Below are 22,234 nucleotides of genomic sequence, written 5' to 3'. Positions count from 1 at the left end.
CAACTGACGACCCGTCATCCATACCTGAAGATCGATTCCACTGCGCAGCGTCATGGCACGCGCTCAACTCGCCCTATTCCCGGCCTTGATGTCCCGTTGTGTTCGTGGCGTAAGCGTTAACGATCAACCCGAACAGCTTGGAATACCGACCCGCTGTCTATTAACGTTCGATAACGCAGCGCGGTCGTCCCAGCCGTCACACCCGGCGGCTCCGCGCGCACGCGCCTAATCCCGCAAGGGAGCCGGGGAACCACCATCTTGGGGTGAATCGGACGCCTCTCGCGCACGCGGACCCGTATCCGCCGTGCACGAGCAGCGGCCGTAGGAGACCTTCCTGCTCCGAACCCGTCAGCTAACCCGGTAGGCGAGAAGGAAGGAAAGGAGTGCGCCCCCGTGGCGTCCAACCGGCCTGCCCCAGAAGCGCTCTACATACCCCACGGCAGCCTCATCGAGGGTGCCGACGGCGGCGAAGGACCCGGGGGACACACCGGGCACGCCGACCACGCCGAGGCCTCCGCGCCCGCCGGGTATGCCGGTTACGCCGCCCAGGAGCCCCCGGCCTCCTGGGAGGAGTGGAACCCCACCGCGGAGACCGTCCGCCCCGTGCGCGGCAAGCACCGCATCCACAAGAAGGGCGGCGGCGGCCTCGCCCGCAGCTCCACCGTCCTCGGCGTCGGCGTCATCGCCGCCGTCGGCGCGGGCGGCATCGCCACCGCGCAGGGCGGCAAGCCGCCCGTCTCCATCGCCCTGCCGGACCTGGCGTCCGTCGCGGACTCGCTGCCGGGCGTCGGCGCCCTGGTCGACGGCGACGACACCGCCGCCCCGGCCACCGCCGCGGCCGCGGCGCCCCTCAGCTCCGCGGGCGTCACCGGCGCCGACGCCGAGCGGGGCACCACGGACGCGGGGGAGGCCCTGCGGGCCCGCATCCTCCAGCAGGCCGAGAACCAGCACCACCAGGCGGACGACGCGCAGCGCAGGCAGGCCGAGGACGCGGCCGTGGCCAGGGCCGCCGCGACCGCCACGGCCCAGCAGGGCAAGGCGGCGGCCGAGGTCAAGGCGAAGGCCGCGGAGGAGAAGCGGAAGAAGGAGGAGGCGGCCCGCAAGAAGCGCGAGGCCGAGCGCCTCGCGAAGCTCGCCAAGAGCTTCACGCTCCCCGCCTCCTCGTACGTCCTCACCTCCCACTTCGGCGACTCCGGCTCCATGTGGTCCTCCGGGCGGCACACCGGCCTGGACTTCGCGGGCCCCAACGGCTCCCCGCTCAAGGCCGTCCACTCCGGCACCATCACGGAGGCCGGCTGGGCGGGCGCGTACGGCTACCGCACGGTCCTGAAGCTCGATGACGGCACCGAGATCTGGTACTGCCACCAGTCCTCGCTCTCCGTCAGCGTGGGCCAGAAGGTCAGCACCGGCGACGTCATCGGCCGCATGGGCGGCACGGGCAACGTCACCGGGGTCCACCTCCACCTGGAGGTCAGGACGGGCGGCGGCGCGGCCATCGACCCGCTGTCCTGGCTGCGCGGCAAGGGCCTGACGCCCTGATCCCGCCCGCCGCGAAGCCCCGTGGCCGCGCGCCCCGCCGACGGCCGCGAGCCGACGGCTGGCCTCCGGCCGCTGGCCTCCGACGGCCGCTAGCCGCTGACCCCCGGCCGCTGACTCCCGACGGCCGCGAGCCGACGGCTGGCGGCTGACCGCGAAGGGTCCTCAGACTCCGGCGGCCCTGGCGACGACCCCCCGACGCCAGGGCCGCCGGTTCCCGCGTCCCGCGGCCTCCCCGACCGGGTTCCGCATCCTGGAATCCGTTGTCTGGAATCCGCCGTCCCTCACCGGAATTCCCGACTTCGCAAGGATGTTGGCGCCGGTATGACCACTCTTCGCCCTCTGGGATCGTCCGACCTCGAAGTCTTCCCGCTCGCCCTCGGCGGCAACGTCTTCGGCTGGACCGCCGACCAGGACCAGTCCTTCGCCGTCCTCGACGCCTACGCCGCCGCGGGCGGCAACTTCATAGACACCGCGGACGCCTACACGTTCTGGGTGCCCGGCAACAAGGGCGGCGAGTCCGAGACCGTCCTCGGGCGGTGGATGGCCGAGCGCGGCAACCGCGACGACGTCGTGGTCGCCACCAAGGTCGGCGCGCTGCCCGAGTACAAGGGCCTGTCCGCGAGCACCATCAAGGCCGCCGCCGAGGAGTCGCTGCGCCGCCTCGGCACCGACTACATCGACCTGTACTACACGCACTACGACGACCCGTCCGTGCCCGTCGAGGAGTTCATCACCGCCCTCGACGAGCTGGTGCGGTCCGGCAAGGTGCGCGCGATCGCCGCGTCGAACATCACCCCCGAGCGCCTCCAGGAGTCCCTCGACTTCTCCGACCGCGAGGGCCTGGTGCGGTACGTGGCGCTCCAGCCGCACTACAACCTCGTCTCGCGCGACACCTACGAGGGCCCGCTCCAGGAGATCGCCTCGCGCTCCGGGCTCGCCGCCGTCCCGTACTTCGGCCTCGCCGCGGGCTTCCTGACCGGCAAGTACCGCCCGGGCACGGAGGTCGACAGCGCCCGGGCCGAGAAGGCGGGCGAGTATCTGGCCACCGAGCGCGGCCGCCGCGTCCTCACGGCCCTCGACGAGGTGGCCGAGGCCCACGACGCGCAGGTCGCCACCGTCGCCCTCGCCTGGCTCGCCGCGCAGCCGACCGTGGCGGCGCCGATCGCATCGGCCCGCACCCTGGAGCAGCTTCCGGCGCTCCTCGCGGTGGGCGACCTGGAGCTGACCGGGGCCGAGCTCGCGGCCCTCACGGCGGCCTCCGCCTGACGTCAGGGCCGATAGGGGTTGTGGCACGGGGGAAGCACCGGGCCGTACGCCCCGACGGGCCCGTACGCGGCGTGCGGCAGCGGCACCAGGACCGGGGCCGTCGCCCGCGCCGCGTACCCGAGCGCGGGCGCGGCCACGGCCCTGCGCTCCCACAGGGCCTGGAGGAGCTCCCGCTCCCGCGCGACGAAGTCGGCGCCCCCCCTGCCGTGCCGGGCGCGGTGGCGCAGGAGCGCGAGGGCCGTCGCGCACGTCTCGTACTCGACGACGGTGCGGCCCGCGGGCTTGCCCAGGTGGAAGGCCGCGTAGTCACGGGCGAGCGTGCGGGCCGGCAGGGAGCCCAGCGCGTAGGGCTCGGGCGCGGTGAACCAGCCCGCGGCCACGTACACGGGCAGCTCGTCGCGCACGAGGCGCAGCTCGCGCCGGCGCAGCCAGACGGCCAGCCAGGTGAGCAGCCCGAAGACCGGCAGCATGAAGGTCGCGTACACGACGAAGAAGCCGTACTCGCCGAAGCCCGCGGAGCCGTTCCAGAAGGCGTGCAGGCCCATCGCGAGGAGCAGCCCGGCGCACGGCAGCAGCCTGCGGCGGGCGGTGTGGTGCTCGGCGGTCACGGCGGCGGTGCCGAAGCCGATGCCGGTGAGCACGGTGAAGAGCGGATGCGCGAACGGTGACATGACAACGCGGACGAAGAAGGTCGCGGCGGTCACCGAGGCGAGGCCGCTCTCGCCGCTGAGCTGGTCGGTGCCGAAGGCGTTGCCGAGGTAGAGGATGTTCTCGGTGAACGCGAAGCCGGTGGCGGTGACGCCCGCTATCACGAACCCGTCGACGACCCCGGTGAAGTCGGCTCTGCGGAACAGGAAGACGAGCAGGACGGCCGCCGCCTTCGCCGTCTCCTCGACGACGGGCGCTATGACGGTCGCGCCCAGGGTGTCCGCGCTGGTCGGGTCGGCCGTCGCGGTGGCTATCCAGCGGGTCGCGAAGCTGTTCGCCATGATCGCTATCAGCGCGGCCGCGCAGGCGCCCCAGGAGAAGGCGAACAGCAGGTTCCGCCAGGGCCCCGGCGCCACCCGGTCCAGCCAGCGGAACGCGGCGATCAGCAGCGGCACGGGGAGCGTGGCGAGGCCGAGCCCCACCAGGAAGCCCTCGGTGCCGGTCTGCTCGCGCACCAGGGCGAGGATCACCAGGCCGGAGAGGGCGAGCAGGATGACGAGGCCCGTCGCCCGGATGGCCCCGCGCTGCCACCAGCGCGGATGCCGGGGCCCGGGTGCCCCGGCGGACGCGTCGGACCCGTCGGGCCCGCCGGGCGGCGTCGGGTGGCTCGGGAGTGCGGGGCTGGTGGCCACGGATCGACCCTAACGAGGGTTGCGGCGGGCCGCGACGGTGCCTCGGCGACGGCGGGCGGCGGAGTCGGCGGTGTCTCGGCGGTGGCGGGCCGCGGACCCGACGGTGTCTCGGCGGTGGCGGGCCGCGGAGTCGGCGGTGGTCCGGCCCCGGCGGCCCGCGGAGCGCCTCAGCCCTGGGTGAGCGTGGCGGCGCGGCGGAACAGCAGGTCGTTCACGACGTGTCCCTTCCGCAGGCCCTGGCCCTCGAAGCGGGTCTGCGGCCGGAAGTCGGGCCGCGGCGCGTACCCGCCGTCCGCCTGGGTGTTCTCGAAGTCGGGGTGCGCGCCGAGCACCTCCAGCATGTGCTCCGCGTACGGCTCCCAGTCCGTGGCGCAGTGCAGCACCGCGCCGGGCTTGAGCCGGGGCGCGAGCAGCGTCAGGAAGTCCGGCTGGATCAGGCGCCGCTTGTTGTGGCGGGCCTTGGGCCAGGGGTCGGGGAAGTACACGCGGGCGCCGTCCAGGCCCTCCGGGGCGAGCATCTCCCGGAGCAGGATCACGGCGTCGCCGTTGGCGACCCGGATGTTGGACAGGCCGTTCCGCTCCGCGAGATTCAGCAGGTTGCCCTGGCCGGGGGTGTGCACGTCCACGGCGAGGATGTTCGTGTCCGGGTCCGCGGCCGCCATCTGCGCGGTGGCCTCGCCCATGCCGAAGCCGATCTCCAGGACGACGGGCGCCTCGGAGCCGAACAGCTCCTGGAGGTCGAGCACCTTCGCGCCGTCGATGTCGAAGCCCCACTTGGGCCACAGCCGCTGCAGGGCGTCGCCCTGCGCGGTGGTGACCCGGCTGCGGCGCGGCGTGAAGCTGCGGATCCGCCGCTCGAACCGGCCGCCGGAGGGGTCGGGCACGGGACCTTCGGGGAAACGGGGGGCGCCCTTCGGGCGGGAGTTCTCAGACACAGTGCCGTCGATTTTAGTGCGGCGGGACCGGACGGGGGCGCCCCGAGCCGCCGGTCGGGTCAGCGCAGCGCGGCGAGGACCCGGCGGGCCACCTCCCGGCCGATGGGCAGCGAGGCGGTGGCCGCGGGCGAGGGCGCGTTCAGCACGTGCACGGCGCGGGCCCCCTCCTGGATCAGGAAGTCGTCGACGAGGGTGCCGTCCCGCAGCACGGCCTGCGCCCGCACGCCCGCGGCCGCGGGCACCAGGTCCTCGGCCCGCACGCCGGGCAGCAGCCGCCGCACGGCCTGGGTGAACGCCTCCTTGGACAGGGATCTGCGCAGCTCTCCCGCCCCGTACCGCCAGTGGCGCCGGGCGATCTGCCAGGAGCCCGGCCAGGCGAGCGTCCCGGCGAGCTCGCGGGGCCGCACCACCGACCAGTCGTACCCCTCGCGGGCCAGCGCGGGCACCGCGTTCGGCCCGACGTGGACGCCGCCGTCGACGCCGCGCGTGAGGTGCACGCCGAGGAAGGGGAAGGCCGGGTCGGGCACGGGATACACGAGCCCGCGCACGAGCTCGGGCCGGGCGAGCGTGAAGTACTCCCCCCGGAAGGGCACGATCCGCATGTCCGGCTCGTCGCCGGTCAGGCGGGCGATCCGGTCGCAGTGCAGCCCCGCGCAGTTGACGAGGACCTTGGCGCGCAGCACGTCCCCGCGCGCGGTGCGCACGGCGACGCCGCGGTCGGGGCGGCGGTCGACGTGGACGACCTGGGCGCCGTAGCGCACCTCCGCGCCGGAGGCGTGGGCGAGCTGCTCGGCGACCGCGCCGTAGTCGCAGATGCCGGTGGTGCCGACGTGGATGGCGGCGATGCCGCGCACGTCCGGCTCGTACTCCGCTATCTGGGCGGGGCCGAGCTCGCGGACCGGGATGCCGTTCTCCCGGCCGCGCTGGACGAGGGCGTGCAGCCGGGGCAGCTCGGCGCGGTCGGTGGCGACGATGAGCTTGCCGGTGACCTGGTGCGCGATGCCGTACTCGGCGCAGAACTTGACCATCTCGGCGGCGCCGCCCACGGCGAAGCGCGCCTTCAGGGAGCCCGGGCGGTAGTAGATCCCGCTGTGGATCACTCCGCTGTTCCGCCCGGTCTGGTGGCGGGCCGGGCCCGCCTCCTTCTCCAGGACGGTCACCCGGGTGCCGGGCGCCGCCCGGGTGAGGGCATGCGCGACCGAAAGCCCGACGATGCCGCCCCCGACGACGAGCACGTCACAGTCATACGCCACGGAACCCCGACCCATCGCTCTGCACCTCCCACCCCGATAGTGCCCTGCACCACTGACAACGCCGTTAAACGTGGTCCTGGGCACCCGGGGCCGCGAAGGCCCGTGTCGCCGCTCACGCCGGGGCGACGAGCAGGGGGCGGGCCCGCTCCCGCAGCTCCACCACCCGGGGCTCGTCCCCGTAGGGCTCCAGGCGGTGCAGCAGGTCCTTCACGTACTCCGTGGTGCGTGCGGAGGAGATGCGTCCGGCGACCTCCACCGCCCGCACGCCCTGCTCGCAGGCCGCGTCCAGGTTCCCGGACTCCAGCTCGGCGACGGCGGAGACGACGAGCCGCAGGCCGTGGGAGCGGACGAACTCCTCGGTGGGCCGGGACAGCGCCTGCTCCGTGAAGCGCCGGACCTGGCGGGGCGCCTTCAGGTCGCGGTAGCACTCGGCGGCGTCCGCGGCGAAGCGGTCGTAGCCGTAGAAGCCGAGCCAGGACGGGTCGTGGTCGCCGTCGCGGGACCGCTCCAGCCAGCCCTCGGCGGCCCGCAGGGCCGCGCCCGCGGCCTGGGCGTCGTGGGCACGCGCGTGCGCGCGCGCCTCGACGAGCCGGAAGAAGCTCATGGTCCTCGCGGTCGCGAGCCCCCTGTTGCGCTCCAGGGCGGCCTGGGCGAGGTCGACGCCCTCGTCGCCGAAGCCCCGGTAGGTCGCCTGGAGGGACATCGACGCCAGGACGTACCCCCCCAGGGGCACGTCGGCGGCCGCGCGGGCCAGGCGGAGCGCCTGGATGTAGTACCGCTGGGCGGCCTCCTGCTGGCCGGTGTCGAAGGCCATCCAGCCGGCGAGCCGGGTCAGCTCGGCGGTGGCGCCGAACAGGGCGCGGCCCACCTCGTCCGAGTACGAGCCGAGGAGCAGCGGCGCCGCCTCGACGCGCAGGCACTCCGGGACCATCGACGAGCGCCAGTCGCCGCCGCCGTACTTGGAGTCCCAGCGCCGCGCGTCCTCGGCGGCCTCCCGCAGTTTCAGTACGTCGCTGTGGCCGACCTTCATCGGCGCGCCGCCCTCGTCGGCCTTGGCCACGTCGCGCGGCCCGTCGCGGCTGACGTCGCGGGCGACCGAGCTGTCGGCCGGGGTTATGAGCCAGCGGGACGCGGGCGTGGCGTACGCGCTGACGGCGAAGGAGCCTGCCAGGGACTGCCAGATGCCGCCGCCGCCCGCGCGGCGGCCCGCGAGGTCGAGGCGGTACAGCTCGGTCGCCGACTTGACCGCGGCGCCGACGTCGCGCGGGAAGGCGAGGCCCACTTCGGGCGCCGGGTCCGCGTCGGCGAGGCCGATCTCGTGCAGGGGCACGGGGCGCCCGAGCTTCTGGCCGATGGCGGCGGCGATGAGGTGCGGCGCGGCGCCCTGCGGCACCATCCCCTTGGACACCCACCGGGCCACCGAGGTCTTGTCGTACCTGAGCGTCAACCCGCGTTGAGCACCGAGGTCGTTGACCCTGCGCGCGAGTCCCGCGTTGCTGATTCCCGCGAGGGCGAGAACGGTGCCGAGCTTTTCGTTCGGCCCGCGTTGCTCCCTGGACATGCGCCACCCCTCGGACACAGACGGCTGCCGGGCAGTGGCGTGACCGCGCGGCATTCGTGCTGCCTTCCCCCCGGGGGCGGCTACCGGGGGTCACCGGTGCGAACGGCGTGTCGCGCGCCGTTTCCCGATCCCCGGCCGCAAGAGCACGTGGCCGAGCCCCCAGGTATATGCCTCCGCGAAAACAACAGCACACCCAGCGTAGTTCGGTGAATCCCAAGCGTTAAGAGGCGTAGTTCCGTATGGCGAGATTGTTGTCCGTACGGGCGTGCGGCACCGTCGGAGCGTGCTCCGGGTGTGTGGCCGTGCGCCCGTGTGTGCGCTCTTCTACGGCCACCGGGAGAGCGTTTCCATGGATGACGCGTGGGTCGGCCCGCTGCGCTGGAGTCAGCGGGCTGGGGGACACCGCCGCCTCCATCCCCGCGGGCGGCGGACCGGTCCGGGAGGCGAACACCGCCTCCCGGGCTGTGCGTTGGCCGTCCCGGCCCTGGGGGGCGTGTTCGGCCATGGCTGAATTGGCCGAAAATCGACCCCGCCTGCCCGCGCTCCGGCCGCCCTACGTCCCGGTGTTGACGTCGTTGCGTCCTCAACCATAGATCCCCCGGGGCGCGTTCGCGCCGGTACGAGCGCCGTCGTAGACCCTCTCGCACGCCTCCTTCGTGGCAGCATGGGTCCCCAGTCCCTCGATTCCGGAGGGTCACTGGTTTGTCCACAGGCTGTGGAGGCGGCGATGCGGTGGTTGGTGGGGTGGAGCAGTACCACCGCGAGGCCTTCGGCCGCCCTCGGCACGGCGGGCGCCTCCGGGGACGACGGCGAGACCGTCCACCCCGTGGGCTCCCAGCTCCTGTGGGGCGACCCCGACCCCCTGTGGGCGGTCGGTGACTGGCGCCCCGACGAGGTGCGCACCGTCAAGGCCGACGACGAGACCCGCATCGCCGTGCTCGGCATCTGCGGGGCGAGCGACGAGGAGCTGCGGGCCAGCCTGTTCGCCGCCCGCGGCGGCGCGCTGCGGCACCTGACCGCCTGGCCCGGCAGCTACACCGCGGTCGTCCAGGTCGGCCGCCGCGTGATGGTCGCGGGCGACCTGGCGGGCGCCCGGCCCGTGTTCCACACCCCGTGGGCGGGCGGCACGGCGTACGCGACGGCCGCCCTGCCGCTGGCCGACCTCATCGAGGCGCACCTGGACATCGGCCACCTCGCGGCGCTGCTCGCCGCCCCCGACGTCCCGGAGGCGCTGCACGACTCGACGCCGTACCAGGGCGTGCGGCGCGTGCCCCCGGGGCATGCGCTGATCCTCCGCGCGGGCGCGCGCGAAGTCGCCGGGTACGAACCCGTCGCGTCCCTCGCCGTCGCGGCCCCGCCGACCGACGAGGCCAGCGCGGTGGAGGGCGTCCGGGACGCCCTCGTCGAAGCCGTACGCGCGCGTCTGCGGGCCCCGCGGCACGTCCCGGGCACCGACATCGACCCCGGCCCCGTCCCCGGCATGGGCCCCGCCGAGCGGCGCGCGGCCCGCGGCATGCCGGTGCCCGGCATCGGCGCCGACCTCTCCGGCGGCCCCGCCTCCGGCACCCTCGCCCTGCTCGCGGCGGGCCTGCCCGGGATGCCCGGCACGGTCCTCGGCCACGGCACCGGCGCGGGCGAGCGGCTCCTCGCCGTCACCTTCAACGACCTCGCCACGGGCGGCCGCGAGGCCGAGCTGGAGCGCGCGGGCACCATCGCCGCCAACCCCCGGCTGCACCACGTCGTCGTCGCCGGGGGCGAGGAGAGCCTCCCGTACGCCGACCTGGAAGGACCCCTGACCGACGAGCCCAGCGGCGTGCTCGTCGCCGCCCAGCGCCACCGCGCCCGCCTCGCCTCGGGCAGCGCGGACCACTTCACCGGCTACGGCGCCCGGCAGGTCCTGGACGCCCACCCGGCGCGCCTGGCCGACCTCCTGATGGACCGCAAGCGACGCCACCTGGTGCGGCCGGTCACCGCCCTGGCCAAGGCCGAGGGCTCCGTCATGGTCCCCGCGCGCGTGTACGGCGCCGCGCGCCGCCTCGCCCGCACGGCGCACCGCGCGGGCGTCGAGACCCTCGCCGACCGTCTCCTGCACCGCCGCTTCGAGGAGCCGGGCGGCGCGGTGGGGGCCTCGCTGGCCGCCCTCGCGTGGGCCAGACCGGGTCCCGCCGCGCGCTGGCTGACCGGTGAGGCCCTCGCAGAAGTATCGGTTCGCCTTCAGGAGACGACGACCCGCCCCGGGCCCGGTCCCGGACAGCGCCCCGGCGAGTTCCGCGCGCGGGCCGCCCTCTTCCGGCACGCGGCAGACCTGCGCGTCCTGGAGCAGGCCGCGGAGGTCCGCTTCCAGCGCCTGCACGCGCCCTTCCTGGACAACCAGGTCGTCCGCGCCTGCCGGGCGCTCCCGGAGTCCGTACGGGTACGTCCAGGGGCGCGCGCCCAGATCCTGCGCACGGTCCTCGAAGGCGCCGGGGTCAGCGAACTCCCGCCCGGCTGGGGCGCGCCGTCCCACGCCTCGAACGCGGCGGCGGCCCGCACCGGCCTGCGCGCGGCGGTGGACGGCCTGCTCGCCCTCTTCGACACGCCCCTGCTCGCGCAGGCGGGCCTCGTCGAGGCCCGCGTCGTCCGCAAGGCGCTGCGCGCCGCGGCCGAAGGCGAGCGGGTACCGCTCGACGGCCTCGCCGACCTCGTCGCCACGGAGGTGTGGCTGCGACGCCTGCTGTCCCGGCGCGGCACCTGCTGGACCGGCACACCGGCACGCCAACGGGCCGTCCCCACGGGGACGGTGGTCCCGCAACAGGGCACCCTGGGGGCGGCCAGGACACCGCACTCGCTGCCGCACTAGCGGCGGCGTTCGGGGCGGGCCGCACCAGAGACCTTCCAGCCCCCCGGGTGCGGCGGCGTTCGGGACGGGCCCGCAGCGGCACCACCCAGCCCGTCCGGCGTTTGAGGACGAGGCGCGGAGCGCCGATAAACGGGGGTCCAAGGGGGGGGAGCCACCTTGTCCGGGAAGGGGCGGGTCTGGGGCGCCCCGCGAGGGCACGCGGGAAACGCGACGGCACCCCCGCCCCCGACGAGCCAGAATGACCCCGTGCGGTATCGAGTCCTGGGCGCCACCGAGGCGTACGACGATGAGGGAGCCCCCGTCCCGGTGGGCGGCCCCCGCCTGCGCGCCCTCCTCGCGGCCCTGGCCGCCCGCGCGGGCCGCACCACCCCCGTCGGCACCCTCGTCGACGACGTCTGGGCGGACGCCCCGCCCGCGGACGCCCCGGCCGCGCTCCAGGCCCTCGTGGGGCGCCTCCGCAGGGCCCTCGGCAAGGACGCCATCGCGTCGGAGCCCGGCGGCTACCGCCTCACCGCCGCCCCCGACGACGTCGACCTCCACCGCTTCGAACGCCTGGCCCGCGAGGGGACCGCCGCCCTGGACCGGGGCGAACCCGACGCGGCCGCCCGCACCCTGCGCGAGGCCCTCGCCCTGTGGCACGGCCCCGCGCTCGCCGACCTGCCCGACCGCACGGCCGCCACCCGCCCGGAGGCCCGGCGCGCGGAGGCCGCCCGCGCGCGGATCGAGGCGGACCTGCTGCTCGGCCGGGCCGCGGACGTCGTACCCGAGCTGCGGGAGCTGACCGCCACCCAGCCCTACGACGAGGCGCTGCACGCCCTGTTGATCCGGGCGCTGCGCGCCGCGGGCCGGGGCGCGGACGCGCTCGCCGCGTACGAGCACGCGCGCCGCACCCTCGCCGACGGGCTCGGCGCCGACCCGGGCCGGGAACTGCGGGCGCTGCACGCGGAGTTGCTGGCGGAGCCGATGCCACCGGAGGGCGGGCCTCCGACAGGGGGCGGTGCCTCGCGGGCGGCCGCCGGGGGAGGCGCCGACGTACGGGCACGGGCCGACCGCGCTGAATGGGCACTTGCCCACCCTGAACAGACACCGGCTCACTCCGAGCGGGCACTTGCCCACTCCGAGCGGGCACTTGCCCACTCCGAGCGGGCGCCTGCCCACTCCGAGCGGGCGCCTGCCCACTCCGGGCGCGCTCCCGGGCGCGCTGCCCGGCGGGCCCCCGGCCGGCCCCCTGAGCGGAAGGGGAACATCCGCCCCCGTCTGACCTCTTTCGTCGGCCGGGAACCCGAACTCGCCGCCATCCGTTCGGACATGCGGAGGGCCCGACTGGTCACGCTGACCGGACCGGGCGGCTCCGGCAAGACCCGCCTCGCCGAGGAAGCCGCCGCCGGGCATCCCGGCGCATGGCTGGCCGAGCTCGCCCCGCTCGACCGGCCGGAGGCGGTGCCCGGCGCGGTCGTCAGCGCGCTCGACCTGCGCGAGACCGTGCTGATCACGAGCGAGCTGACCGCTCCTCAGGACGACCCCGTCGCCCTGCTCGTCGAGTACTGCGCCCCGCGCAGCCTGCTCCTGCTCCTTGACAACTGCGAACACGTCATCGGCGCCGCCGCCGAACTCGCCGAGACCCTCCTCACCCGCTGCCCGGACCTCACCATCCTCGCGACCAGCCGGGAACCGCTGGGCGTGCCGGGCGAGTCCGTGCGCCCCGTGGAGCCGCTGCCGCCCGACCCGGCGCACCGCCTGTTCACCGAGCGGGCCGCGGCCGCGAGCCCCGGCTTCGACGCCACCGCGGACGCCGCGGCCGTCGACGAGATCTGCCGCCGTCTCGACGGCCTGCCCCTGGCCATCGAGCTGGCCGCCGCCCGGCTGCGGCTGCTCACCCCCAGGCAGATCGCCGACCGCCTCGACGATCGCTTCCGCCTGCTCACCAGCGGCTCCCGCACGGCCCTGCCGCGCCAGCAGACCCTGCGGGCCGTCGTCGACTGGTCCTGGGACCTCCTGGACGAGGCCGAGCGCACGGTCCTGCGCGAGGTCTCCGTCTTCGCGGGCGGCTGGGACCTGGAGGCCGCCGAGGCCGTGTGCACCGGCCCTGCCGCCGACCTCATCGGCGCCCTCGTCGACAAGTCCCTCGTCGTCGCGACCCCCGGCGCCGGACCCGAGGACCCCGACATGCGCTACCGCATGCTGGAGACCATCCACGAGTACGCGACCGAGCGCGCCGCCGAGACCCCCGCCGCGCGCGCCGCCGCCGAGGACCGCCACGGCGCGTATGTGCGCGCCCTCGTGGAGCGCGCCGAGCCGCTGCTGCGCTCCGCCGGGCAACTGCCGTGGATCCGCCGCCTGGAGGCCGAGCTCGACAACATCCGCGCGGCCCTGCACCGCGCCGTCGAGCGCCGGGACGAGGAGCGGGCCACCGCCCTCGCCCTCGGCATGGGCTGGTTCTGGTGGCTGCGCAACTACCCGACGGAGGGCTCGGACTGGGTCGGCCGCGTCCTGAGCGCCATCGCGCGGCCCGAGCCCCCGGAGGCCGCGGCCGAGCCGTCGCCCCTCGCCGCCTCTCCGCTCGCCCCCGGAGCCGCCGGGCTCGACGCCGACCTCGCCGACGAGGACAGCCCGACGTACTGGCCCCGGATGGCCCTGCGGATGCTGCACCTGTTCCTGACGGTGGAGGCGCGGCCCGCGGGCGTGCTCGCCGACGGCGACGCCCGGCGGTACATCCGCCGCGTCCGGGACACCCTGGCCCGGCCCGTGCCCGCGAGCGGCCACTTCCCGGGGCTGCTCTGGCCGTTCACGATGTACTTCCTCGACGAGCCCCACAACGTGGTGCCGTCCCTGGACACGGCGGTCGCCAACTGCCGGAGCTTCGGCGGCGACTGGGAGATCGCGGTCACCCTGATGTTCCGGGTGCACACCGTCATCGACCGGCCCGGTCTGCTCGCCGGGGTCGACGAGGACCTCAGGGAGCTGCGCACGCTGAGCGGACGCGTGGGCGACCGCTGGCTGCGCGCGCAGGTCAGCAGCGCGGCGGGGGAGGCGGCGATGTCCCGCGGCCACCACGCGGACGCGCGCCGGGAGTACGAAGAGGCGCTGCACCTCGCGCACGAGGTGGGGGCGCACGCCGAGACCACGTTCCTGCTCGCCCGCCTCGCCGAGATCGCCTACCGCGAGGGCGACCGCGAACTGGCCGCCAAGGGCCTGGACGAGGCGAGCGCCGAGGCCGACCGGTTCGGCGTCCCGGACGCCCGCGCCTTCGTCTGCCTGATGCGCGCCTCCCTGGCCATCGACGACGGTGACGCGGTGCGGGCGCGCGCCCTGTGCGACGCGGCCCGCAAGGAGGGCGAGCGCGGCACGCTGCCGCCGCAGTTCGGGGCGGGCCTCGGCAATGTGGAGGCCCGGGTCACCGCCGCCGAGTCGGGCCCCGAGGCCGGGCTCGCCCTGCTCGCCGACGTGCTGCGCGACGCCCTGCACCACCACTGCTCGGAGCCGGTCACGGCCAGCCTGGTGGACGTGGGCGCCGCGCTGTTCCTGCGCCTTCACGACCACGCCCGCGCGACCCGTCTGCTTGCCCGGGCCACGCGCTGGCGGGGCGGCCACGAGCGCTCCGTGCCGGAGCGGGCCCTGGCCGAGCGGGTCGAGACCGAGGCCAGGCAGGCCCTGGGGCCGGGGGCCTACGAACGGGAGCGGGCGGCGGGCGCCGCGCTGACCGTCGACGAGGTCCTGGCGGAGCTGGCCCCGCCGCGCTGAGCGCTCAGGTGCAGCGGAGGCGGGACTGCGCCCAGTCCGCGAGGGCCACCGAGTCGCCGTGCGCATGCGGCTCGACGACAAGACGGATCGTTTTGCGGCCGGTCAGACCGACACGTACGGGCACGGCCGGGTCGCCGCCCTTGACCAGCTGCGACTGCCACAGGCGCACCCCGTCCGCGTAGACGGAGAACCGCACCTGGCCGAGGCGCATCGTCATGTCGTCGACGCCGACGAGGGCCTCGTACGAGGAGCACGAGCGGTTGAGGTCGATGGTCACGGAGGAGGAGCCGTGCACGGTCACGCCGTGGCCGTAGCGCTTGTCGCCGATGGACATGCCCCAGCGCTGCCACACCCAGCTGCTCTCGCCGAGCCGCATCTCGGGCTTCGTGCCGTCGCCGGTGAGGCCGTACTCCAGCTCGTTCCACTGGTAGACGACCGGTGCGGGGGGCGGCGTCGGCGAGGGGGTCGGCGTGGGCGTGGGCCGGGGCGGCGTCGGCCGGGGTGCGGGCGGCGGTGGCGGCTTCGGCTTGGGTTTCGGCGGTGGCGGCTTCGGCGTCGGCTTGGGAGCGGGCTTCGGCGGCGGCTTCGGCTTGGGCTCGGCCTTCGCGGGCGGCGCGGGCTTCGGCCGCGGCGGGGGCGGCGGCTCCGGCTTCGGCAACGGCTTCGAGGGCGGCGGATTGCGCGGGATCACGGGCGGCTGGGCGGAGGTCGGCTGTGGCTTCGCCGCCGGCGGGTCCTTCTTGTCCGGGCCCCCGGCGAGCGCGACCGCCACGGCCACCCCGACCGCGACGACACCCGCCACGATCCCGACCTTCGCCGGGGTGCCGAGGCCCTCGGCGGCCGCGCCGCCACCGGCCGCTCCGGCGCCGCCCGAGCCGCTGCCCGCGGCCGCGCCCGCGGCACCCGCCGCGCCCGCGCCCGCGACGCCGCCCCCGATGAGGGCGGCCACCTTGCCGTATCCGGCGGCACCGAACCAGCCGATGACGGCCACCGGCACGACGGCGGGGATGCCGCTGGCGACTTCCTTGATCTGGCCCGCGGCGAGACGGCAGTTGGCGCACTCCTCCAGGTGCTTGCGCAGGCCCCGCTCGGCGCGGGTGCGCAGGCCGCCGCGGGCATAGGCGCCGAGCCGGTCGGCGTAGCGCGCGCACTCCTCGCTCTCGGTGAGCGTGGCGCTCACATGGGCCTGGAGATAGGCCTGCTTCAGGCCTTCGCGGGCGCGGCTCGCGAGCACGCGCGTGCCGTTGGCGTCCAGGCCGAAGAGCGTGGCGACGTCGCTCGGCGACTCGTCCTCGACCTCCGTGTGCCACAGCACGGCCTGCCAGCGCTCGGGCAGGCTGCGGAAGGCCTGCATGGCGAGCGACTGCTCGGCCTCGTGCATGGCCCGCACGTCGGCGCCCAGGTCCAACGTTTCGTCGTCGGACACCTCCGAGCCCCGGGCGGCCTGGGCGGCGAAGACCGCGAAGTCGTCGACGAGCTGCTCCCGCTTCGCCGACTTCGTCCACCCGGCGGCGACGCGCCGCACCGTGGTCAGCAGATAGGCGCGCACCGCGTGCTCGGGCCCCGAGCCGGACCGCACGGCCTGGAGCATTCGCGCGAACACCTCGGCGGTGAGGTCGTCCGCGGTGTGGGCGTCCCGGCAGCAGGTGCGGGCATAGCGGCGCACCGCGTCGGCGTGCCTGCGGTACAGCTCCTCGTACGCGGAGTCCTCGCCCGCCCGCATCCGGGCGATCAGATCGGCGTCGGGGGGTGGCGAAACGTCACCGCCACGAGCGCCGGGCAGCCCGGCCTCCGTGCAGGACGAGCCGCCGCCGCGCTGGGGCGGCACGCTCGGGTCGGGGCCGGGCACGCCGGAACCGGCGGCGGCGCCGGACGCGGAGCCGCTCGTGCTCCCGCCGCCACCGCTGCCGCCGGGACCGCCCTGGTTCGGCACCTGCCGGGAGGGCAGCCCGCCCGACTCACCACCGGTGGAGCCGGGCTCGTCCCGTCCGTCAACACTCATCGCGGAAAGCCCCCGCACGCACACTCAGACCCGGACACCGGGAAAGAGTGCCACACGGCCGCGCCCCGTCGAATAGGGACGACAAGCAACCACCCGTCCGGGGCGAGTTACCGCAACCGAGCGCTACCGTTCACTCATTCGGGGAATGCTCAACTCCTGTGCGTGTACGTGGAGTTGAGCATTCCGAGGCCGTGGAGGCCCGAACGGGTGTTTACGAAGGCCGCGACCGCAGCCCCTCGAGGAGGATGTCGAGGAGCCGGGACGAGGCCGCGGCCTGCTGTGCCGCGTCCGGCAGCGAAGGCGCCGCCGTCGCTATCACGAGCAGCACGTCGGACACGGTCACGTCCGCGCGCAGCTCACCCGCCGCCCGCGCCCGCTCCACGAGCCGCCCGACCACGTCGAGCAGCGCCGCGGCACCCGCGTCGTCGCTCTCCCGGGCCGGAGCGGACCGCTGCTCCACCAGCCGCAGCTCCGGCGAGAGCGCCGGAGGCACCTGGCGCTGCTGCGGCACCCGGACCTCGGCGGCGTCCGCCACCCTGGTCCCGTCCACCGCGTCCGCGCCGTCGGCTCCCTCGCCCTCGTCCACGCTCACGCGCAGCACCTGGGGCGGAAGGAGCCGCCCCGCGCCCGAGGCCACGGACGTGCGCAGGAAGCGCGAGAGCGCCGACCACGGTTCGTCCTCCTGCCCGAGTGCCGCGCGGGCCTGCTCGGTCAGCCGGGAGGTCTCCTCCTCGGCTATCCGTCGCACCAGTACGTCCTTGCTCGGGAAGCGGCGGTAGACCGTGCCGACACCGACGCGGGCCCGCCGTGCCACGTCCTCCATCGGCGCGCCGTACCCCAGCTCGCCGAAGACTTCGCGCGCCGCGCGCAGGACGTGCTCGAGATTCCGCTGCGCGTCCACGCGCAGCGGCGTCGTACGCGCTACGTCCCCCACTTCCCGTCCGTTTCCGCCCGAGGCGACGGCGGGTGCCGACGCTGTCGCGGAAGTCCAGTGAGAGTCCTGAATGTGCATATGTGTTCCCCCGGTAATGACGTCTCCCCCCGGAGACACTCCCCGCCATGTGATGACCGGCGTGTGAGGAGCGAGCTGCGCACGAACCCGGCAAACCGGACTCGACGAGCGCATCCCCCGACACCCCGACGTCACACGAACATAGTTGAGCCAGAGTCAATTCAGAAGGGGTGGGTTCCGCACGGGGTGCCCCCCGATCGGAGTACGCACCGTTTCCCACCCGATTGCACCCTGCACCACCACCCTGCCACCACCCTCTGACCTGCGCACATTCCACCCGGTCTGCCAAGTGGAGCGGCTGCCGCCAACCAAGGCTTCCAGTCATACAAATTGCTGAGCCTGTGGACAAACGCGAAGTGCGGGTGCGTCATGGGATGGTGACGGAACCTGTGCGCATTCTCGTTGTCGGCGGTGGCTACGTCGGGATGTACACCGCGCTGCACCTCCAGCGGAAACTCAAGCAGGAGCTGCGGCGGGGCGAGACGGAGATCGTCGTGATCTCGCCCGATCCGTATATGACGTACCAGCCCTTCCTGCCCGAAGCCGCGGCCGGCTCGATCTCCCCGCGCCACGTCGTCGTGCCGCTGCGCCGTGTCCTCGACCGGTGCCGCGTGGTCGTCGGCGAGGTCACGTCGGTCGACCACGCCAAGCGCACCGCGTCCTTCACGACGCTCGCCACCCGTGAGGAGGGCACCGGCCCCCTCGCCCTCACGTACGACGAGCTCGTGCTCGCCCCCGGCTCCATCTCGCGCACCCTGCCCGTGCCCGGCCTCGCCGACTACGGCATCGGCTTCAAGACCGTCGAAGAGGCCATCGGACTGCGCAACCACGTCATTGAGCAGATGGACATCGCCTCCTCGACGCGCGACCCGGCCGTCCGCGACGCCGCCCTGACGTTCGTCTTCGTGGGCGGCGGCTACGCGGGCGTGGAGGCGCTCGGCGAGCTGGAGGACATGGCCCGCTACGCCGCGCGGTACTACCACAACGTCAAGGCCGAGGACATGAAGTGGATCCTCGTCGAGGCCTCCGGGCGCATCCTGCCCGAGGTCGGCGAGGAGATGGGCAAGTACACGGTCCGCGAGCTGCGCCGGCGCAACATCGACGTACGCCTGGAGACCCGGCTCGACTCCTGCGAGGACCGCGTCGCCGTCCTCAGCGACGGCGCCCGCTTCCCCACCCGTACGGTCGTGTGGACAGCGGGCGTCAAGCCGCATCCGCTGCTCGCCGCCACGGACCTGCCGCTGACCGAACGCGGCCGCCTGAAGTGCACCGCCGAGCTGTCCGTCGACGGCGCCCCGCACGCGTGGGGAGCGGGCGACGCGGCCGCCGTCCCCGACGTCACCGCCGAGCAGCCGGGCACCGAGTGCGCGCCCAACGCCCAGCACGCCGTGCGCCAGGCCAAGGTCCTCGGCGACAACATCGCCGCCGCACTGCGCGAGAAGCCCCTCCAGGAGTACCGGCACAAGTACGTGGGCTCCGTGGCCTCCCTGGGACTGCACAAGGGCGTCGCCCACGTCTACGGACGCAAGCTGAAGGGCTACCCTGCCTGGTTCATGCACCGCGTCTACCACCTCAGCCGGGTGCCCACCGTCAACCGCAAGTCCCGCGTACTCGCCGAATGGACGCTGTCCGGCCTGTTCAAGCGCGAGATCGTCTCCCTGGGCTCACTGGAACACCCGCGCGCGGAATTCGAACTCGCGGCCGGGGGCGAGCGCCCGAAGGAGTCCTGATGACCTCCGGCCGGAACTGCCCGAGCAGGACCGGCGTCTGACGGATGTCAGTCCGGTCGGCCAGACTGGACGTGTGACCATGAGCGGGCCCGCAAGAGGGCACCTGAGAAGCAGGGGCCCGCTCCACGCCATGCTGTGTCTTCCCGGGAGGCGGCGCCGCACGCCGCACCGCCACCGGCCGAACGCCCGGCCGTACACCCCCGCCCGATCCAGAAGCGACACCACGAGGCCTACCGCAGTGAACTTCACGCGCTGGAGCGCCCGGCTCCCCGGAACACAGCGCCGCGCCGCGGCGCGCACCGAGACCGGCGGCTCCCCGGCACAGCGAGGCGAGAGCTCCGTCCCCGCGGCCCGCGCCGAGCGCGTCGCGGAGCACCCCGCCGAAGGCCTCGACGCCCCCGAAGGCGTCGACGGGCTCCCCGCCCGCGAGGTCCTCGACAGCATCCCGGCCCTCGTGGCCCTCGTGCACGGCCCCGACCACCGCATCGCGTACGTCAACGACGCGTACGCCACGGCGTTCGGCCCCCGCCCCACCGGCGCCCCCGCGCGCGAAGCGCTGCCCGAGCTGGAGGAGGTCGGGCTCCTGCCGCTCCTGGACCAGGTGCTGCGCAGCTCCAAGCCGCGCACGGTCAAGTCCCGCAAGGTGCCCGGCGGCCGTTCGTACACGTTCACGTGCACCCCCGTGTCGCTGCCCCTGGGCGGGCCCGCCACGGATGCCCAGGACGGCGGGGTGCTGGTCTTCGCCGCCGACGTCACCGACCACGCCGACGCCGCCGAGCGCCTGCGCGCCAGCGAGCGCAGCCAGCGCGAGACCGCGGTGACGCTGCAACGCTCGTTGCTGCCCCAGGAGTTGGAGCAGCCCGACGACCTGCGCATCGCCGCCACGTACCAGCCCGGCGGCACCGAGGCCGCCGTCGGCGGCGACTGGTACGACGTGATCACGCTCGGCGGCGGCCGCACCGCCCTGGTGATCGGCGACGTCATGGGGCGCGGGGTCCGCGCGGCGGCCGTCATGGGCCAGCTCCGCACGGCCGTGCGCGCCTACGCCCGCCTGGACCTGCCGCCGCACGAGGTCCTGCAGCTCCTCGACGGCCTCGCCGCGGAGATCGACGCCAGCCAGATCGCCACGTGCGTGTACGCCGTCCACGACCCGAACGAGGGCAGCCTGTCGTACGCGTCGGCGGGCCACCTGCCGATCCTCGTCCGCGACGAGAACGGCACGATCCACCGCGCGGACGAGCCCACGGGCCCGCCGCTCGGCACCGGCGGCTGGCTGCACGCCTCCGGCTCCGTGCCGCTCGGCCCCGGCTCCACCGCCGTGCTGTACACGGACGGCCTCGTGGAGCGCCGCAGCGAGGACATCGACGAGGGCGTGGCGTCCCTGGAGCGGGCCCTGGGCGGCGCCACCGGCACGCCCCAGGTGGTCTGCGACCGCCTGATCCGGGCCCTGGGGGTCACCGCCGACCACGACGACGACGTCGCGGTCCTCGTCCTCCAGCAGCCCGCCCGCACCGGCGCCGACGCGGAGCTGTTCCGCAACGCGGCCCTGGAGCTGCTCGGCGGCGTGGAGGCGGCCCCACGCGCGCGTGCCTTCGCCACCGGCGTCCTCGCCAGCTGGCGGTTCCCGCCGGAGCTGCTCGACCTGGGCGTCCTGGCCACCAGCGAGCTCGTCGCGAACTCCCTGCAGCACGGCACCCCGCCGATGCGCCTGCGCCTTCGCCGCACCGACCGCCGGCTGATCATCGAGGTCACCGACGGCGACGACCACCTGCCCAGGCGCCGCCGCGCCGAGCCCGCGGACGAGGCGGGCCGGGGCATCGCGATCGTCGCCACGATCGCCTCGAACTGGGGCTCGCGCCGGACGCCCGGCGGCGGCAAGGCCGTGTGGTGCGAGTTCGCGCTGCCGCGCGCGTAGGCCCCGATACGACGACGCGCGCGTGGGCGATGCCCACGCGCGCGTAGCTGACGATGTGCCCGACCGGCCCCTCAGGAGTGGGCGGTCACGGCCTCCGGGGCGCTCTGGGCGACGACCCGGCTCTTCTGGGCGTACGGGTGGTTCTGCGCCGGCGTGAGGTGCTTGCCGAGCCGCAGCGCGAGCACCGTGATGCCCAGCGAGAAGAGCAGGAACGTCACGACGTACGGAGCGTGCAGCGTGGCGCCCATGGGCCCGCCCACGGCCGGGCCGACCGCCAGGGCCAGCTGCTTGACGAGGGCGAAGGCCGAGTTGTACCGGCCGACCATCGACTCCGGAGCCAGATCGGCGACCAGCGGCGCCACGGTCGGAGCGAGCATGGTCTCGCCGATCCCGAAGAGCGCGTACGTCGAGATGAAGGCGGCGGTGGCCATGGCCTGGCTGCCGTGGCCGAGGCCCGCGTAGCCGGCGGCGATCCACGCCACGGCCCAGATGAGGCCCACGGCCGCGATCACCTGCGAACGCCTGCGGCGCTCGACGAACCGCAGGACGGCGAACTGGGCGACCACGATCGCGCCGGTGTTGGCGGCGAGCGCGATGCCGAGCGTCGACGGCGAGATCCCGGCGGCCTCCACGCCGTACGCGGACAGACCGGACTCGAACTGGCCGTAGCAGGCGAAGAACAGCACGAAGCCCAGGACGCACAGCTGGAGCATCACGGGGTTGCGGAAGACGTCCTTCATGCTGCCCCGGGCCTGCGGCGCGGCGTCCGCGATCCGGGGCGAGCGGGGCAGGCGCGTGGTCAGCATGACGCCGACGAGCACCAGGAAGATCACGGTCTCGATGGCGAAGAGCAGCGTGAAGTCGCTGGGCCGCTCGTTCTTGACCAGCTGGCCGCCGATGAGGCCGCCGACGCCGAGGCCCAGGTTCTGCAGGAAGAACTGAGTGGCGAACGCGCGCGTGCGGGTGTCCGGCGTGGAGCACTCGACGATCATCGTCGCGAGCGCGGGCTGCATGACGGCCTGGCCCGCGCCGAGCGCGCCCGCCGAGAGCAGGACTAGGGGGGCGCTGGCCGCCAGGCCCAGGCTCAGGGCGCCGACGGCG

At 74.8% G+C, this 22,234-nt stretch carries 13 protein-coding genes and 1 riboswitch (1 of these 14 only partly in view); of the genes, 6 read left to right on the top strand and 7 right to left on the bottom strand.

Annotation, left to right across the window (positions count from 1 at the left end):
- Positions 1 to 212 precede the first annotated feature (212 nt).
- Positions 213 to 382, top strand: a riboswitch (cyclic di-AMP (ydaO/yuaA leader).
- 11 nt (positions 383 to 393) lie between these two features.
- Positions 394 to 1,539 carry a M23 family metallopeptidase gene (locus tag C9F11_RS19630; RefSeq protein ID WP_138960515.1) on the top strand — a complete coding sequence of 382 codons (1,146 nt, stop codon included), beginning with the start codon at positions 394 to 396 and terminating at the stop codon, positions 1,537 to 1,539.
- A gap of 321 nt (positions 1,540 to 1,860) precedes the next feature.
- Positions 1,861 to 2,805, top strand: a complete 945-nt coding sequence (locus C9F11_RS19625; RefSeq protein WP_138960514.1) for an aldo/keto reductase — start codon at positions 1,861 to 1,863, stop codon at positions 2,803 to 2,805.
- A gap of 2 nt (positions 2,806 to 2,807) precedes the next feature.
- On the opposite strand, the gene C9F11_RS19620 is transcribed toward C9F11_RS19625, so the two are convergent.
- From C9F11_RS19620 to C9F11_RS19605, 4 genes are all read right to left on the bottom strand, one after another.
- The gene (locus C9F11_RS19620; RefSeq protein ID WP_171075796.1) at positions 2,808 to 4,145 is read right to left on the bottom strand and encodes a PrsW family intramembrane metalloprotease; all 1,338 of its coding nucleotides are present in this window, start codon (positions 4,143 to 4,145) and stop codon (positions 2,808 to 2,810) included.
- Positions 4,146 to 4,312: 167 nt separating this feature from the next.
- The gene (trmB, locus tag C9F11_RS19615; RefSeq protein WP_249402200.1) at positions 4,313 to 5,092 is read right to left on the bottom strand and encodes a tRNA (guanosine(46)-N7)-methyltransferase TrmB; all 780 of its coding nucleotides are present in this window, start codon (positions 5,090 to 5,092) and stop codon (positions 4,313 to 4,315) included.
- A gap of 47 nt (positions 5,093 to 5,139) precedes the next feature.
- Positions 5,140 to 6,348 (bottom strand): L-2-hydroxyglutarate oxidase, encoded by a 1,209-nt coding sequence (gene lhgO, locus C9F11_RS19610; RefSeq protein WP_138960512.1) that lies wholly within the window; start codon positions 6,346 to 6,348, stop codon positions 5,140 to 5,142.
- Positions 6,349 to 6,445: 97 nt separating this feature from the next.
- Complete coding sequence (locus C9F11_RS19605) at positions 6,446 to 7,894, bottom strand: MFS transporter (RefSeq protein ID WP_138960511.1); 1,449 nt, start codon at positions 7,892 to 7,894, stop codon at positions 6,446 to 6,448.
- 727 nt (positions 7,895 to 8,621) lie between these two features.
- On the opposite strand from C9F11_RS19605, the gene C9F11_RS19600 reads away from it, so the two are divergent.
- Positions 8,622 to 10,733: an asparagine synthase-related protein gene (locus tag C9F11_RS19600; protein ID WP_138960510.1), complete on the top strand. Its 2,112-nt coding sequence runs from the start codon at positions 8,622 to 8,624 to the stop codon at positions 10,731 to 10,733.
- Between the two features lie 246 nt (positions 10,734 to 10,979).
- Positions 10,980 to 14,474 (top strand): BTAD domain-containing putative transcriptional regulator, encoded by a 3,495-nt coding sequence (locus tag C9F11_RS19595; protein WP_138960509.1) that lies wholly within the window; start codon positions 10,980 to 10,982, stop codon positions 14,472 to 14,474.
- 4 nt (positions 14,475 to 14,478) lie between these two features.
- Here C9F11_RS19595 and C9F11_RS19590 read toward each other — a convergent pair whose 3' ends face one another.
- The gene (locus C9F11_RS19590; RefSeq protein ID WP_138960508.1) at positions 14,479 to 16,476 is read right to left on the bottom strand and encodes a sigma-70 family RNA polymerase sigma factor; all 1,998 of its coding nucleotides are present in this window, start codon (positions 16,474 to 16,476) and stop codon (positions 14,479 to 14,481) included.
- Positions 16,477 to 16,687: 211 nt separating this feature from the next.
- Complete coding sequence (locus C9F11_RS19585; RefSeq protein WP_138960507.1) at positions 16,688 to 17,488, bottom strand: TetR/AcrR family transcriptional regulator; 801 nt, start codon at positions 17,486 to 17,488, stop codon at positions 16,688 to 16,690.
- A gap of 374 nt (positions 17,489 to 17,862) precedes the next feature.
- Between C9F11_RS19585 and C9F11_RS19580 the strand changes: the two genes are divergently transcribed.
- A complete protein-coding gene (locus tag C9F11_RS19580; protein WP_138960506.1) occupies positions 17,863 to 19,218 on the top strand; it encodes an NAD(P)/FAD-dependent oxidoreductase in 1,356 nt (451 codons plus the stop codon).
- Between the two features lie 238 nt (positions 19,219 to 19,456).
- Positions 19,457 to 21,133, top strand: a complete 1,677-nt coding sequence (locus C9F11_RS19575) for a SpoIIE family protein phosphatase (RefSeq protein ID WP_138960505.1) — start codon at positions 19,457 to 19,459, stop codon at positions 21,131 to 21,133.
- Between the two features lie 71 nt (positions 21,134 to 21,204).
- On the opposite strand, the gene C9F11_RS19570 is transcribed toward C9F11_RS19575, so the two are convergent.
- Positions 21,205 to 22,234, bottom strand: partial view of an MFS transporter gene (locus tag C9F11_RS19570; RefSeq protein WP_138966733.1) — the 3' portion only. Its footprint extends 236 nt past the window's final position; 1,030 of the gene's 1,266 nt are visible here — the last part of the coding sequence; its start codon lies beyond the right edge, outside the window — the gene reads right to left on this strand; its stop codon occupies positions 21,205 to 21,207.

The sequence above is a fragment of the Streptomyces sp. YIM 121038 genome (assembly GCF_006088715.1).
GTDB lineage: Bacteria > Actinomycetota > Actinomycetes > Streptomycetales > Streptomycetaceae > Streptomyces.
This window is presented reverse-complemented; position numbering and strand designations above follow the sequence as displayed.

Coding starts and splice junctions, on each gene's coding strand:
- C9F11_RS19580 (WP_138960506.1), top strand. CDS start 17,863: ATGGTGACGGAACCTGTGCGCATTCTCGTTGTCGGCGGTGGCTACGTC.
- C9F11_RS19590 (WP_138960508.1), bottom strand. CDS start 16,476: ATGAGTGTTGACGGACGGGACGAGCCCGGCTCCACCGGTGGTGAGTCG.
- C9F11_RS19585 (WP_138960507.1), bottom strand. CDS start 17,488: ATGCACATTCAGGACTCTCACTGGACTTCCGCGACAGCGTCGGCACCC.
- C9F11_RS19605 (WP_138960511.1), bottom strand. CDS start 7,894: ATGTCCAGGGAGCAACGCGGGCCGAACGAAAAGCTCGGCACCGTTCTC.
- C9F11_RS19600 (WP_138960510.1), top strand. CDS start 8,622: ATGCGGTGGTTGGTGGGGTGGAGCAGTACCACCGCGAGGCCTTCGGCC.
- lhgO (WP_138960512.1), bottom strand. CDS start 6,348: ATGGGTCGGGGTTCCGTGGCGTATGACTGTGACGTGCTCGTCGTCGGG.
- C9F11_RS19625 (WP_138960514.1), top strand. CDS start 1,861: ATGACCACTCTTCGCCCTCTGGGATCGTCCGACCTCGAAGTCTTCCCG.